The sequence below is a fragment of the Nocardioides sp. Z38_18 genome, assembly GCF_058215695.1.
The window spans coordinates 343,637-358,878 of record NZ_JBZAJE010000002.1 but is presented as its reverse complement, the minus strand read 5'-3'; the positions used below and the strand labels follow the sequence as shown (position 1 = coordinate 358,878).

The window sequence follows — 15,242 nt, the reverse complement described above, 5'->3', positions numbered from 1 at the left end:
CTCAGGTGGCGCTCTGCAGCGCCTGGGCGGTGATCGGCAGGGTCAGCTCGAAGCAGCTGCCGACACCGTCCGGGTTCGCGCTGACCGAGATGCTGCCGCCGTGGCGCAGCACGATGCGCTTGCAGATCGCCAGCCCGAGACCGGTGCCCTGGTAGCCGTCGGTGGGGGCCCGGTGGAACCGGTCGAAGATGCGCTCGCGCTGCGCGGGCGGGATCCCGATCCCGTTGTCGCGCACGGTGACCCGCGCCCAGCCGCTGTCGATCCGGCAGGCCTCGATGAACACCCGCGGCACGGTCCCGGGTGCGACGTACTTGAACGCGTTGCCGATCAGGTTGTCCAGGACCTGGCTCAGCAGCAGCCGGTCGGCCCAGACGTCCACCATGTCGCCGACCACGATCTCGCCGCCGTTGCCGGGCTGGTCACGGGCGGCGGCGAGGTGCTCGACCAGGACGGACAGCGAGATCGGCTCGCAGTCCAGGGCCTGGTCGCGGGCGACCGTGTGGGCGAGCAGGTCCCGGATCAGGCTTCGCGCCTGGGCCGCGCTGGCGCGGATGTGCTGCACCATCGGCGCCGACCGGACGGCGAGGGGGGTGTCGCCCGCCGAGAAGTCCTCCTCCAGGAGCTCGGCCCAGCCGTCGATCACGTTGAGCGGGTTGCTGAGGTCGTGGGCGACCGTGCCGGCGAACGAGATCAGGGACTCCCGGTGCGTGGTGACCGAGGTGATGTCGCGGACCACCACCATCGCCCGCCGTGGAGTGCCGGGGGCGTGGGGGACCGGGGACGCCGAGATCTGCAGCCACCTGACCGTTCCCTGGGGGCTCACGTGGCGGTACTCCTCCCCGTCCACCGACTCGCCTGCCAGCGCCCGGGAGTGGGGTTTCTCCGCCTCCGGGACCAGGCGGCCGTCGGCGTAGTACGTCTGGCCTGCGCGCCGGGACTCCGCGTCCACGTGGTCCAACGGCTGGTCGGGGGCGGAGCCGAACGACGTACGCATGGCGGGGTTCGTGTGCAGCACCCGCCCGCCCTCCTCGATGATCGCCACGCCGTCGTCGAGGTGGGACATCACCAGGTCGAGCTCGTCGGCCCGCAGCGCGAGGGCCGCCTCTGAGGTCTCCAGTCGGGTGATCGACTCGGTGAGCTGGCGACGGATCAGGGCGATCGTGAGGCCGGTGACCATCAGGGCGACCACGAACAGCTGGGCCATCAGGGCGCGCGTCGTGGGGTCGCCCACGTTCGCGATCGGCCCGAAGCCGTTGATGGTCATGAACACGGTGGTCACGCCGACGACCAGGCAGTGCAGGGCGGTCACCAGGGGGCTGAAGCGCAGCGCCGCCCAGACGACGGTGAGGCTGAGGACGTAGGTGGTCGGGATCTCCGGGGTCAGCCAGAACGCGACGAAGATCAGGGCGGCCACGGACTCGATGCCCAGCAGGTGGGCGAGGGAGGACCGCGGCGTGGGTTCGACCAGGGGGAGGCCCCGGTCGCGTCGCTCGGTGATCCAGCCGCCGAGGAGGAGGCCGGCGACGCCGACGGTGGCCATCGCCGAGGCCTGCCGCCCGAACCTGCCGACCAGGAGGTCCAGGCTCTCGGTGGACAGCACCAGCGAGCTCACGGCGGAGCGGAGCACGGCCGTGAGCAGGGCGGCGGCGGTGATCGCCACCAGGACCCGGCCGAACTGGTCCAGGCGCGTCAGCGGGACGCGCCCGCCCGTCCCCCAGATGCCGGGAACCAGTCGGCGCAGCAGCCACAGCGCCACCAGGGTCTGGAAGACGACCGAGAGCGAGAGGACGGAGCGGATGACGCCGCCCTCGGTCACCGCGAGGCTGAACATCGTGGCGGCCGACATCAGTGCGACGTCGATCGGTAGCAGGCGCCGGTTGCTGCTGGCCAGCCAGACGACGGCCACGCCCGCTGCGGGCCACACCAGCCCGATCTGCTCCGGGCCGACGACGACGGCGCGGCCCAGCAGGCTGGCCAGCGTGAACGCCGTCACCCACAGGGCAGTGCGCAGGGAGGCGGGCACGACCGACCCAGGCCGTTCTGCCTCTCCCACGGGTTCAGTATCGTCACCTCACGAGACCCCGCACAGCGCAAGCGACCAGTTGAGACGATGGAGATATGACCCAGCAGCCCTTTTCCCGCCCCGGTGCGATTGATTTGTCTGGTTTGCAGGGATCTGCCCAGGACGCCTCCGGATCCGTCCCGCAGAGCCACGCGTACGCCGTACGGGTGAACGAGCAGAACTTCCAGGAGGTGCTCGAGGCGTCGCGGACCGCGCCGGTCCTGCTCTCCTTCGAGAGCCCCTCCCGGTCGCCGGAGAGCGTGCAGCTCGCCGAGTCGATCCAGACCCTCTCCACGGAGTTCGAGGGGCGCTTCCTGCTGGGGCGGGTGGACATCGACGCCTCCCCGCAGATCGCCCAGGCGATGCAGATCCCCTCGGTGCCCCTGGTGGTGCTGGTGGCGCAGGGCCGACCGGTGCCCCTGCTGCAGAACTCGGCTCCCCTCGAGGACCTCCGGCAGGCCCTCACCTCGGTCCTCCAGCAGCTGACCGCCAGCGGGGTCACCGGTCGCCACCAGCCGCGCAGCGGCACCGGGACCATCGACGAGGAGACGGGGGAGGAGCAGCTCGACCCCCGCTACTTCCCGGCCCAGGACGCTCTCGAGCGCGGCGACATCGTGGGTGCGGTCGCGGAGTACCAGAAGCTGGTCGACGCCAACCCGGCCGACACCGAGGCCGCAGCCGGCCTGGCGATGGCCAAGGTGCTCCAGCGCACCGAGGGGGTGGACCTCAACAAGGCCCGCGCCGCCGCCGCGGCGAACCCGGACGACGTCGACGCCCAGACGCTCGTGGCCGACCTCGACCTGCTCGGCGGGCACGTGGAGGACGCGTTCGCCCGCCTGGTCGCGCTGGTGGGACGTTCGTCCGGCAACGAGCGCGACGCCGCGCGTACGCATCTGATCGGGCTCTTCGGCGCCGTCGGCAACGACGACCCGAGGGTGATCCGGGCCCGCCGGGACCTCGCCTCCGCGCTCTTCTGAGGGCTTCTGGCCGCCCACGCACTGGCTCAGCGTGCCACGATGTTCACCATGGATGACGGGCCCGCCACCACGCTCGCCACGACGCCGCTCTCCGGCATCGGGCAGCTCTACGTGACGACGGTCGGCGCGGTCTCCCTGATGGCCCTCGTGGAGGGCTCCGAGGCGTGGTACTTCGCGCTCGTCGTACTCGCGCTCCCGCTGAGCCTCCTCGCGCTGTGGGTCGCCTTCTACGCGAGCCTGGCGGTCGGCTTCGCCTCCGGCGCCGACCCCGGCGACCTCTCCTGGCCGGCAGGCATCGTCTGGGTCCTGGTCTGGACCGCAACCGCCTGGATCAACGCCCAGATGCTCCAGAAGGTCCTGCGCACCGGCTGGCGCACCATCGCCCCCCGCCCCACCGACCCCCCCGACGACGACTGACCGCAGGCACGCGACCCACGGTGGTCCCAGGCGTACGCCGGGGCACGCCACCCCAAGGTGGTCGAGCAGCGAGCGGAGCGAGCGGATAGTCGAGACCACTCAAGTGAGCCCGCAGGCACACGTACGCCGGCAGCGAGATCCGGCCGTCGGTACGACGCGGCACGCGACCACAACGGTGGTCGAGCAGCGAGCGAAGCGAGCGGACAGTCGAGACCACTCAGGCGAGGCAGCAGGCAGACCCACGCCGCGCAGAGGGGCTGAGTCAGTAGAAGTGCGGTGGTGCGTCTGGCTGCGGCGGCGGCCGATCCGCGGTGACATCAACTGTCCCGTGGTGATCTCGCAGGAACTGGAGCCCGTGCGGGCTGGTCGACAAGAAGGTCCCGGGCTCCAACGTGGTGTAGCCCCAGGTCGAGTGTGTCTTCAGCCGATGGTGCTTCCGGCACATCGGCGCGATGTTGCAACTGCACGTGGTCCCACCCCGGTCATGCGGCACACAATGCTCGGAGTCGCAGTTGCGCGCCGGCCGGGTCCAACCGGTCGGGGACCTCGTAGGCGTTCACACTGATGTGGTCGTTGAGGTCGATCACCGGCTTCACGGTCACCGCCGTGTCCGGGTTGGCGCACCAGGTGCGGACCTGCTCGGCGCTGACCCCGGTGCGGTGTTCTCCACCCGGGCTAGGGGCCGCGCGCCCCGGCGTACGCCCGCCCCTCGGCGTACTTCTAGCTCTCGCCTCACCCGACGTGGTCTCGACTATCCGCTCGTCTCGACTGTCCGCTCGCTGGCGCTCGCTGCTCGACGCAAGGCTTCGCTCGCTGCTCGACCACCTAGGGTCGCGTGTCCCCGGCGTACGTCTGTGAGCACGGAGCCTCTGCCGTCGTACGTCCGGCTGCCGGCTCACCCGGCGTGGTCTCGACTGTCCGCTCGCTTCGCTCGCTGCTCGACCACCTAGGGTCGCGTGTCCCCGGCGCACGTCTGCGAGCACGGAGCCTCTGCCGTCGTACGTCTGGCTGCCGGCTCACCCGGCGTGGTCTCGACTGTCCGCTCGCTTCGCTCGCTGCTCGACCACCTAGTGGTCGGCGCAGCGGCGTACCCCGCCCCGGCGTACCCCGCCCCCGGCGTGGTCTCGACTTTCCGCTCGCTGCTCGACCAGCCCAGCGACGTGCTCAGGTGGGGAGGCCGCGGCCGCTTTCTGTGTACGCCGGGCCGGGGGTGTCGGAGAGGTTGCGGAGGGCTGCGTCTATTCGCCGGGAGGTGAAGTCGGCGCACTTCTCGCGGACCTCGGCCGGGGTGTAGAAGCCGACGGAGCGGATCTCGCGCTCCTGGCGGACGATGGTGTCAACGACGCCCGCGTCCAGCTCGCCGCCGTCGAAGACCAGACAGAGCGCGTCGTCCCAGCCGCCCCACGGGGGCAGCCAGTCGGTGAGCAGCAGCCGGCCCGCGGTGACCTTCAGGCCGAGCTCCTCCTCGACCTCGCGCTCCACGGCGAGCTGGGGGGACTCGCTGACCTCGACGACGCCGCCGGGCAGGTCGAAGTCGCGCTTGTAGGTGAGCTGGCACAGCAGCACCCGACCGTCGGTGGAGCGCACCAACAGCTGGCTGATCGCGCGCTTGCGGGGGAGGAAGGAGTTCAGCAGCGAGCGGAAGCCCTTGGGGTCCTCCAACGGGGTGTCGTCGGCCAGGCGTGCGTAGACGATCCGGTCGGACTCGTCCGAGACGCCTCTGGCAACGCCCTCGCGCATCAGACCGGCGAACGTCGCCACCCGCTGCGCCGCCTCGTCGTCGGGGTCCACGTGGGTCTCCACGCGGGTGCTGCCGCCCTTGAACGCCGACTCCACGACGCGGCGTACTTCGTCGGCCGACGCACGCAGGCCCTTCGCCTGCAGGTCTGCGGTCCAGGACACGCGTACGACGCCCGGGGCGATCGGGGTCAGCTCGGCGGACACGGCGCGACTCAACGGCGCTGGCTGCTGAGCCACAGCGTGCCGAGGGGAGGGATCCGCAGCCGGGCGGATGCGGGCTGGCCGCCGTGGGCGGTCTCGTGGGCGGTGACCGTGCCGAGGTTGCCCACGCCGGAGCCGCCGTAGATCTCGGCGTCGGTGTTGATCACCTCGCTCCACTCACCCGCGAACGGCAGCCCGAGGAGGTAGCCCTCGTGGGGGATCGCGGAGAAGTTGGTGATGCAGACCAGGGCGCTGCCGTCCGAGCCCCACCGGACGAACGCCACCGTGTTGTGGCTGGCGTCGTCGGCCTCGATCCACTGGAAGCCCTGGGGAGCGGTGTCCTGGGACCACAGTGCCGTCGAGCCGGCGTACACGCTGTTCAGGTCGGTCACCAGGCGCTGCACGCCGATGTGGTCGGGGTCCTCCAGCAGCCCCCAGTCGAGTGAGCGCTGCTCGGCCCACTCCTGGTCCTGGGCGAACTCGGTGCCCATGAAGATCAGCTGCTTGCCCGGGTGGGCCCACTGCCAGGACAGGAACGCGCGCACGTTGGCCAGCTGCTGCCACCGGTCTCCGGGCATCTTCCGCAGCAGGGACCCCTTGCCGTGCACGACCTCGTCGTGGCTGATCGGCAGCACGTACTGCTCGGAGAACGCGTAGACCATGCTGAACGTGAGCTGGTTGTGGTGGTAGCCGCGGTGGACCGGGTCGCGGGAGATGTAGTCGAGGCTGTCGTGCATCCAGCCCATGTTCCACTTGAACCCGAAGCCCAGCCCGCCCGCCGAGGTCGGCTGGGTGACGCCGGGCCAGGAGGTCGACTCCTCGGCGATGGTGATCGCGCCGGGGACCCGCTTGTAGACGGTGCCGTTGAGCTCCTTGAGGAAGTGCTCGGCCTCGAGGTTCTCCCGGCCGCCGTGGATGTTCGGCTCCCACTCGCCGGGCTGGCGCGAGTAGTCGAGGTAGAGCATCGAGGCCACCGCGTCGACGCGGATGCCGTCGACGTGGAACTCCTCGAGCCAGTAGAGCGCGTTCGCGACCAGGAAGTTGCGGACCTCCTTGCGCCCGAAGTTGAACACGTAGGTGCCCCAGTCGGGGTGCTCGCCGCGGCTCGGGTTCGGGTCCTCGTAGAGCGGGGTCCCGTCGAAGCGGGCGAGCGCGAACTCGTCCTTGGGGAAGTGCGCGGGGACCCAGTCGACGATCACGCCGATCCCGGCGTTGTGCAGGGCCTGCACCAGCCGGCGGAAGCCGTCGGGGTCGCCGAAGCGCGACGAGGGGGCGTAGTACGACGTGACCTGGTAGCCCCACGAACCGCCGAAGGGGTGCTCCATCACCGGCAGCATCTCGACGTGGGTGAAGCCCATCTCCACGACGTACGCCGTCAGCTGCTCGGCCAGGTCGTCGTAGCTCAGCGGCTCGCCGCCCTCGCGCTTGCGCCACGAGCCGAGGTGCACCTCGTAGATCGACATCGGCTGCTGCTCGGGACGTGACTCGGCGGCGCGCACGGCCATCCACTCGTCGTCGGTCCACACGTGCTTGCTCTCGAAGACGCGCGACGCCGTCGCCGGGGGGACCTCGGTGTAGTAGGCCATCGGGTCGGCCTTGTCGCGCCACACGCCGTCGGCTCCGCGGATGTGGAACTTGTAGCCGTCGCCGGACGCGACGCCCGGGACGAAGGTCTCCCAGACGCCGGAGGTGCCGACGTGGACCAGCGGATTGCTGCCGCCGTCCCAGCCGTTGAACTCGCCGCGGACCTGGACCTCCAGCGCCGAAGGTGCCCAGACCCGGAACACGGTCCCGCCGGGGACCACGTGGGCGCCCAGCGCCTGCCAGAGCTGCTCGTGGCGGCCCTCGTTGATGAGGTGGACGTCCAACTCGCCGATCGTGGTCTCGCTCATGAACGGTCTCCGATCCGGTCGATTGCCTGCAGGGGGATGTCCAGCCAGCTGGGACGGTTGCGCGCCTCGTAGACGACTTCGTAGACGGCCTTGTCGGCCTCGTAGGCGTCGATGAGGAGTCGCTCGCTGTCGGTGAGGCCGGGCTCGCCGCGCTCCAGCCGCCGCTCGACGTACCCCTCGAGGAACGCGGTGCGGTTGCGGTCGAGCCACTCCTTGGCGCGGTAGCTGATCTGGGGGCCGGGATCCTCGGAGGAGTAGAGGTCCTTCGCGACGGACTTCGCGGCGTAGTCGAAGGAGCGCAGCATCCCCGCGACGTCGCGCCAGGCGGAGTCCGGCAGCCGTCGCTCGGCGAGCGGCTTGGCGGGCTCGCCCTCGAAGTCGACCAGCTTCCAGCCCAGCGACGTCCGCAGGGTCTGGCCCAGGTGGAGGTCGCCGTGGATGCGCTGAACGTCGCCGGAGGCGTCGGCCACGTGGGCGAACACCTCGTGCAGGGTCTCGCTGTGCCCCGCGAGCTCCGGGACCACGCCCACCGCGTCGGCCAGGCGCTGCCGCATGGCCTCGGCGGTGGCGGCCGCGTCGAGCGGCTCGGTGCCGAACTGATCGCGCAGGAGCTCGTGGATCTCGCTGACGGTGACGCCGAGGCGGTGGGCCTCGCCGGCGAAGTCCCCGCCCACCTCGTCGGCGTGCAGGTCGGCCTCGGCGAACAGGTTGCGAGCGCTGGCGAGGGCGAGCTCCCAGCCGTCGCTGGCGGTGCGCAGGAACTGCGAGAGCATCGCGAGCTGCAGCCGCTCGCCGTCCGGGGTGACCGGTTCGAGCTCCACCCAGCCGTAGAGCTCGGCGATGCTGTGGGTCCCGCTGCGGGTCAGCGCCTCGTGGATCTCGATGTCAGGGTTGACCCCCGGCGTCATCCGGCGGAAGACCTTCATCAGGGAGTCGTCGCCGTAGGCCACCGAGGAGTTGCTCTGCTCGCCGCGAAACAGCGTGGAGTGGGCGGTGAGATCCAGGTCGTGCTCGCCGCAGCGGTGGAACGTGACCTCGGGGCCCAGCTGCTCCGAACCGGTGGCGGCCGCGGCGGCGAACGCCTCCAGCCACAGGTGGGTGGCCGCGCGGTCGTGGAGCGCGTCGTAGACGTGGCGGTCCTCCACCATCGCGATGAACGCGTGCCCGAGCCGCTCCTGCGCCTCGGTGTACGACGACACCGGGACCTGGTAGACCGCGGTCTCCGCGACCTGTCCCGGGCCGGCGGAGCTGTCCTCGAAGGAGAGCGTGATCAGCGCGATGCTGACCCGCGGCTCGCCTTCGCGCAGCTGGGCCACGCGCACGTCGGTGACCGAGAAGGCGCGACCCTTGCCGCCGAACCAGCGGGCCTCGCCGATGAAGTCGACCAGGGCCTGCTCCAGCGGTTCGGTGCCCGGGGACGGGGTGGTGGATGTCGTGGGGGTGTGGTCGTCCAGGGTCACGCGGGGCTCCCTTCGCCGAGGGCCTCGGCCTGGGGCTCGGCCTGCGGGAGCCGGATCCAGTAGAAGCCGTAGCCGCCGAGGGTGAGCAGGTAGGGCAGCTCGCCCACCTCGGGGAACCGCACCCCGCCGAGGAGCTCCACCGGCCGCACGCCCTCCCAGCGCCGCAGGTCGAGCTCGACCGGTTGGGGGAACCGGCTCAGGTTGTTCACGCACAGCACGGTGTCGGTGTACCCCGTCTCGTCGGTGTACTCCCGCACGTAGGAGAGCACCGAGGGGTTGGACCCTCCGAGGTCGGTGAACCCGCCCAGGCCGAAGCAGGGGTGCTGCTTGCGTGCCTGGATCATCCGCCGCGTCCAGTGCAGCAGCGAGGAGGAGTTGTCCAGCTCGGTCTCGACATTGACCCTCTGGTACCCGAAGACGGGGTCCTGGTTCACCGGTAGGTGCAGCCGGCCCGGGGTGGCGACCGAGAAGCCCGCGTTGCGGTCCGGGGTCCACTGCATCGGGGTGCGTACGCCGTCACGGTCACCGAGCCAGATGTTGTCGCCCATCCCGATCTCGTCCCCGTAGTAGAGGACGGGGGACCCGGGCAGGGAGAGCAGCAGCGCGGTGAACAACTCCATCTGGTTCACGTCGTTGTCGAGCAGGGGAGCCAGCCGCCGGCGGATGCCGATGTTGGCCTTCATCCGCGGGTCCTTGGCGTACTCGTCCCACATGTAGTCGCGGTCCTCGTCGGTGACCATCTCGAGGGTCAGCTCGTCGTGGTTGCGCAGGAAGATGCCCCACTGGCACCCGTCGGGGATCGCGGGGGTCTGCTCGAGGATCTCCGAGATCGGGAACCGGTTCTCCCGGCGTACGGCCATGAAGATGCGCGGCATCACCGGGAAGTGGAAGCACATGTGGCACTCGTCGCCGGCGCTGAGGTACTCGCCCGACTCCGGGTCGCGCTTGCCGCCGAAGTAGTCGACGACGTCGGAGGGCCACTGGTTGGCCTCCGCGAGCAGCACGCGGCCGGGGTAGTGCTCGTCGACGTAGCGGCGCACCTGGCGCAGCGCCTCGTGGGTCTCGGGCAGGTTCTCGCCGTTTGTGCCCGGGCGCTCGTAGAGGTAGGGGACGGCGTCGAGCCGGAAGCCGTCGAGGCCCATGTCGAGCCAGAAGCTCATCGCCTCCAGCATCGCCTCCATCACCTTGGGGTTGTCGAAGTTGAGGTCCGGCTGGTGGGAGAAGAACCGGTGCCAGTAGTACTGCTGGCGGACCGGGTCCCAGGTCCAGTTGGAGGGCTCGGTGTCGACGAAGATGATCCGCGCCTCTTCGTAGAGCTCGTCGGTGTCGGACCACACGTAGAAGTCGCCGAAGGGCCCGTCGGGGTCCTCGCGGCTGGCCTGGAACCACGGGTGCTGGTCGCTGGTGTGGTTCATCACGAAGTCGATGATCACGCGGATGTCGCGCTTGTGCGCCTCGTCGAGGAACTCGTGGAAGTCGTCCACGGTCCCGGCCTCGGGGAGGATGTTGGTGTAGTCGGCGACGTCGTACCCGCCGTCGCGCAGCGGCGAGGAGAAGAACGGCGGCACCCACAGGCAGTCCACGCCGAGCCAGTGCAGGTAGTCGAGCTTCTCGGTCAGCCCGCGGAAGTCGCCGACGCCGTCGCCGTTGGAGTCCTTGAAGGACCGCACCAGCACCTCGTAGAACACGGCCGTCTTGAACCAGTCGGGTTGCTCGAAGTGCGCCGCGGTGGGTCCACCGCTGGTGCTGGGGAGTACGCCGCTCTCGGTCGCGTCGCTGGAGACCTCGCTCACACCGGCGTCCTGACCGAGAGCACGTGCGCGGGCTCCACGAAGGGGTCGAGGTGGACGTAGTTGTGCGCGCCCCACTGCCAGTCCTGGCCGCTGATCTCGTCGTGCACGTTCAGGGTGTCCTCCCAGCCCAGCCCGAGTGCGGGCATGTTCAGGTGCACCGTCGTGGTGCGTGGTCCGTGGGGGTCGAGATTGACCACCACGATCACCGTGTCATGCCCGCTGGGGGAGCCTGTCGAAACCCGCTTGCTGTACACCAGCACCGCGTCGTCGTCGCTGGAGTGGATCGTCACGTTGCGCAGCTGCTGCAGCGCCGGGTGCGCGCGGCGGATCTCGTTGAGCCGGGTGAGGTACGGCGCGAGCGTGGTCCCCTCGCGCTCGGCGGCCTCCCAGTCGCGGATCCTGATCTGGAACTTCTCCGAGTCCAGGTAGTCCTCGGTGCCGGGGCGCAGGGCGAGGTGCTCGTAGAGCTCGAACCCGGCGTACACCCCCCAGCTCGGCGACCCGGTGGCCGCGACCACGGCGCGGATCCGGAAGGCCGGGGGACCGCCGTGCTGGAGGTAGGCGTGCAGGATGTCGGGGGTGTTCACGAAGAAGTTCGGGCGCATGAACGCCGAGGACTCGTGCGAGACCTCCTCGAGGTACGACGCGATCTCGTGGCGGGTGTTGCGCCAGGTGAAGTAGGTGTAGCTCTGGTGGAACCCGACCATCCCGAGCGCGTGCATCATCGGCGGCTTGGTGAACGCCTCGGAGAGGAAGATGACGTCCGGGTCGGTGGCCCGGATGCGGCCCAGCAGCCACTCCCAGAACGCCACCGGTTTGGTGTGCGGGTTGTCCACGCGGAAGACACGCACGCCGTGCGACATCCAGTGGCGCAGCACCCGTTCGGCCTCCGCGTAGATCCCCTCGGGGTCGTTGTCGAAGTTGATCGGGTAGATGTCCTGGTACTTCTTCGGCGGGTTCTCGGCGTAGGCGATGGTCCCGTCGGCACGAGTGGTGAACCACTCCGGGTGCTCGGTCGCCCAGGGGTGGTCCGGCGCCGCCTGCAGGGCGAAGTCGAGGGCGACCTCGAGGCCGACGGAACGGGCCTGCTCCACGAAAGCGTCGAAGTCCTCGATCGTGCCGAGGTCGGGGTGGATCGCGTCGTGGCCACCGTGCCTGCTCCCGATCGCCCACGGGGAGCCGACGTCCTCGGGGGTGGGCGTGAGGGTGTTGTTGCGTCCCTTGCGGTTCACCTCGCCGATCGGGTGGATCGGCGGCAGGTAGATGATGTCGAAGCCCATCGCGGCGACAGCCGGGAGCCGCTCCGCGGCGGTGCGCAGGGTGCCGCTCACCACGGCACCGGTGCTGTCCACGTGGGCGCCCTCGGAGCGCGGGAAGAACTCGTACCAGCTGGAGAAAAGGGCCCGCTCGCGGTCGACGAAGAACGGGAAGGGTCCCTCGGTGGTGAGCAGGTCGCGCAGCGGGTGCGCGGCGAACACCTGGGCCAGGGCCGGTGACTCCGCGACCGCCAGCCGGGCCTCCGCCGGACGGCTGGTGTCTCCGAGCCCCTTCACGGCGTCCTTGACCAGCGCCTTCTCCGCCTTGTCGAGCTTCTGCTTCAGCACCCGCTGGAGCAGGAGCACGCCCTCGGTGAACATCAGCTCCACGTCGACGCCTGCGCGGATCTTGATGCCGGCGTCGTGCAGCCAGGTCCCGAGCGGGTCGCTCCAGGCCTGCACCTCGAAGGTCCAGGCGCCCTCGACGTCGGGGCACACGGTGGCCGCCATCCGCGACACCTCGTCGCCGCCGACGTCGTGCATCCGCAGCGGAGGCCGGCGTACGCCGCCGGGGTCGATGAGCACGACCTCGGCGCCGAGCTGGTCGTGTCCCTCCCGGAAGACCAGCGCCGTGACGTCGAAGTACTCGCCCACCGAGGCCTTCGCGGGGTAGCGCCCGCACTCGACGAGGGGCTTGACGTCCATGACCGGGATGCGCCCGATGCGGGTGTTGACCATGCTCCCAACACTTACGAAGTCCGGCCGATGACGCAAACGGGTCCATTGCGGATGGGCGTGATGCAACCCACGGTTTGATCGTTCCAAGAGTTGGGTTAGCGTGCTCCGGTGCGAGCCATTCGACGATTCACCGTCCGTCCGGTGCTGCCGGAGCCGCTGCGAGCGCTGGGGGACCTGGCCACCAACCTGCGGTGGTCGTGGAGCCCGGAGACCCAGGACGTGTTCGCGGCGCTGGATCCCGAGATCTGGCGCGAGAGCGGCCACGACCCGGTCAAGACGCTCGGCGCCGTGTCCACCGCCCGGCTCGAGGAGCTGTCCGGCGACGCGACGTTCCTGCAGCTGCTCGGCGCTGCCGAGGCCGACCTGCAGGGCTACCTCACCGGCGACCGGTGGTTCCAGGAGGCCCAGAAGCGGGCTGACGAGGGCGCTGCGCTGCCGAAGGCGATCGCCTACTTCTCCCCGGAGTACGGCATCACCTCGGTGCTGCCGCAGTACTCCGGCGGTCTCGGCATCCTCGCCGGTGACCACCTCAAGACCGCCAGCGACCTCGGGGTGCCGCTGATCGGCGTCGGCCTGCTCTACAAGTACGGCTACTTCCGCCAGCAGTTCTCCCGCGAGGGCTGGCAGCTGGAGAGCTACCCCGTGCTGGACCCCGACGGCCTGCCGATCACGCTGCTGCGCGAGGCCGACGGCACGCCCGCCCACGTGCACATCTCCGTCCCGGGGGACGCCGAGCTGACCGCGCGGGTGTTCGTCGCCCACGTCGGCCGGGTCCCGCTGCTGCTGCTCGACACCGACATCGAGGAGAACCCCGGCCCGCTGCGGGAGATCACCGACCGGCTCTACGGCGGCACCACCGAGCACCGGCTGCTCCAGGAGCTGCTGCTCGGCGTGGGCGGCGTCCGTGCCCTGCGCGCCTTCTCCCGGATCACCGGCGCCGAGGACCCGGAGGTGTTCCACACCAACGAGGGCCACGCCGGCTTCCTCGGGCTCGAGCGGATCCGCGAGCTGACCGTCGCCGAGGGCGGGCCCGGGCTCGACTTCGACACGGCCGTCGAGGTCACCCGCGCCGGCACGGTGTTCACCACGCACACCCCCGTCCCCGCCGGGATCGACCGGTTCCCCCGCGAGCTGATCGAGCAGTACTTCGGCGCGCAGAGCCCGGTGGCCGGCGTACCCACCGACCGGATCCTGCGGCTCGGCGCCGAGGACTACAGCGGTGGTGACAGCGGCGTGTTCAACATGGCCGTGATGGGCTTCCGGCTCGCCCAGCGCGCCAACGGCGTCTCCGAGCTGCACGGTGAGGTCAGCCGGGGCATGTTCAACGGGCTGTGGCCGGCCTTCGACGAGGCCGAGGTCCCGATCACCTCGATCACCAACGGCGTGCATGCTCCCACCTGGGTGGCGCGCGAGGTCTTCGAGCTCGCCCGCAAGCAGGGTGCGAACACCGATTCCGACGCCGCCGACGTCTGGAACGTCGTCGACGAGGTCCCGTCGGTCGACCTGTGGGCGACCAAGCGCGAGCTGCGCCAGCGCCTCGTCCTCGACGCCCGCGCCCGGCTCCGCAAGTCCTGCATCAAGCGAGGCCAGTCCCAGGCGGAGCTCGGCTGGACCGAGACGGCCCTGGACCCCGACGTGCTCACGATCGGGTTCGCCCGGCGGGCGGCGTCGTACAAGCGGCTCACCTTGATGCTCAGCGACCCCGAGCGGCTCAAGCGCCTGCTGCTGCACCCGGAACGGCCCGTGCAGCTGATCATGGCCGGCAAGGCGCACCCCGCCGACGACGGCGGCAAGAAGCTGATCCAGGCGATCGTGCAGCTCGCCGACGACCCCGAGGTCCGGCACCGCGTCGCCTACCTGCCCAACTACGACATCGCGATGGCGCAGCCGCTCTACCCCGGCTGCGACGTGTGGCTGAACAACCCGCTGCGGCCCTACGAGGCCTGCGGCACCTCGGGGATGAAGGCGGCCCTCAACGGCGGCCTGAACCTCTCCATCCTCGACGGCTGGTGGGACGAGTGGTACGACGGCAGCAACGGCTGGGCGATCCCGTCGGCCGACGGTGTCGAGGACCCCGACCTGCGTGACGACCTCGAGGCGAACGCGCTCTACGAACTGATCGAGAACGAGGTCGCGCCGAGGTTCTACGACCTCGACGAGACCGGCGTGCCGCCCCGGTGGATCGAGATGGTCCGGCACACGCTGAAGTCGCTCGGCCCCAAGGTGCTCTCCACGCGGATGCTGCGCGAGTACGTCGAGCGGCTCTACGCCCCTGCGGCGCTCTCCTCGCGGGCGATGAACGACTCCTACGCCGGGGCCACCGACCTCGCGGGATGGAAGTCGCGCGTGCTCGCCGGCTGGTCCGGCGTGCACATCGACCACGTGGAGACCGAGGGCCTCTCCGACGCCCCGGAGATCGGCGGCGGGATGGACCTGCACGTCTTCGTCTCGCTCGGCAGCCTCTCGCCCGACGACGTCGACGTCGAGGTGGTGCACGGCCGGGTCAGGGGCGAGGACGAGCTCGTCGACACCACGACCACCTCGCTCACCCCGGGGGAGAACTACGAGGGCGGCCGCTACCGCTTCGACGGGCACGTCCAGCTCAACCGCGCCGGCTCGTTCGGCTACACGGTGCGGGTCCTGCCCCGGCACCCCGCGCTGGCCTCGCCGGCCGAGCTCGGTCTGGTGGTCCTGGCCTAGGCTCGC

General features: G+C 70.4%; 9 protein-coding genes. 3 read left to right on the top strand and 6 right to left on the bottom strand.

Annotated elements, in window-relative coordinates:
• Position 1 precedes the first annotated feature (1 nt).
• Positions 2–2,053, bottom strand: coding sequence for an ATP-binding protein (locus tag AC4BGC_RS12830; RefSeq protein WP_490556152.1), 2,052 nt, complete (start codon positions 2,051–2,053; stop codon positions 2–4).
• Positions 2,054–2,229: 176 nt separating this feature from the next.
• On the opposite strand from AC4BGC_RS12830, the gene AC4BGC_RS12825 reads away from it, so the two are divergent.
• Together AC4BGC_RS12825 and AC4BGC_RS12820 are read left to right on the top strand one after the other, a co-directional pair.
• Positions 2,230–3,039, top strand: a complete 810-nt coding sequence (locus AC4BGC_RS12825) for a co-chaperone YbbN (RefSeq protein WP_490556151.1) — start codon at positions 2,230–2,232, stop codon at positions 3,037–3,039.
• A gap of 39 nt (positions 3,040–3,078) precedes the next feature.
• Positions 3,079–3,456: a hypothetical protein gene (locus tag AC4BGC_RS12820; RefSeq protein WP_490556150.1), complete on the top strand. Its 378-nt coding sequence runs from the start codon at positions 3,079–3,081 to the stop codon at positions 3,454–3,456.
• Positions 3,457–4,620: 1,164 nt separating this feature from the next.
• On the opposite strand, the gene AC4BGC_RS12815 is transcribed toward AC4BGC_RS12820, so the two are convergent.
• The 5 genes from AC4BGC_RS12815 to AC4BGC_RS12795 are packed head-to-tail and all read right to left on the bottom strand — an operon-like array spanning position 4,621 to position 12,536.
• Complete coding sequence (locus AC4BGC_RS12815; RefSeq protein WP_490556149.1) at positions 4,621–5,400, bottom strand: NUDIX domain-containing protein; 780 nt, start codon at positions 5,398–5,400, stop codon at positions 4,621–4,623.
• Between the two features lie 8 nt (positions 5,401–5,408).
• Positions 5,409–7,289 carry a 1,4-alpha-glucan branching protein GlgB gene (gene glgB / locus AC4BGC_RS12810; protein ID WP_490556147.1) on the bottom strand — a complete coding sequence of 627 codons (1,881 nt, stop codon included), beginning with the start codon at positions 7,287–7,289 and terminating at the stop codon, positions 5,409–5,411.
• Positions 7,286–8,749, bottom strand: a complete 1,464-nt coding sequence (locus AC4BGC_RS12805; protein ID WP_490548058.1) for a maltokinase N-terminal cap-like domain-containing protein — start codon at positions 8,747–8,749, stop codon at positions 7,286–7,288. Before AC4BGC_RS12805 ends, glgB begins: the two co-directional genes overlap by 4 nt.
• Positions 8,746–10,542: a maltose alpha-D-glucosyltransferase gene (gene treS / locus AC4BGC_RS12800; protein ID WP_490556146.1), complete on the bottom strand. Its 1,797-nt coding sequence runs from the start codon at positions 10,540–10,542 to the stop codon at positions 8,746–8,748. Before treS ends, AC4BGC_RS12805 begins: the two co-directional genes overlap by 4 nt.
• Positions 10,539–12,536, bottom strand: coding sequence for an alpha-1,4-glucan--maltose-1-phosphate maltosyltransferase (locus tag AC4BGC_RS12795; protein WP_490556145.1), 1,998 nt, complete (start codon positions 12,534–12,536; stop codon positions 10,539–10,541). The genes treS and AC4BGC_RS12795 overlap by 4 nt, the downstream gene beginning before the upstream one ends.
• 108 nt (positions 12,537–12,644) lie before the next feature.
• Here AC4BGC_RS12795 and glgP point away from each other — a divergent pair, with 108 nt between their 5' ends.
• Positions 12,645–15,236: an alpha-glucan family phosphorylase gene (gene glgP, locus AC4BGC_RS12790; protein WP_490556144.1), complete on the top strand. Its 2,592-nt coding sequence runs from the start codon at positions 12,645–12,647 to the stop codon at positions 15,234–15,236.
• Positions 15,237–15,242 lie beyond the last annotated feature (6 nt).

What these genes read in the sequence shown, in the direction of transcription:
- AC4BGC_RS12795 (WP_490556145.1), bottom strand. Translation starts at nt 12,536, where the DNA reads ATGGTCAACACCCGCATCGGGCGCATCCCGGTCATGGACGTCAAGCCC.
- glgB (WP_490556147.1), bottom strand. Translation starts at nt 7,289, where the DNA reads ATGAGCGAGACCACGATCGGCGAGTTGGACGTCCACCTCATCAACGAG.
- AC4BGC_RS12820 (WP_490556150.1), top strand. Translation starts at nt 3,079, where the DNA reads ATGTTCACCATGGATGACGGGCCCGCCACCACGCTCGCCACGACGCCG.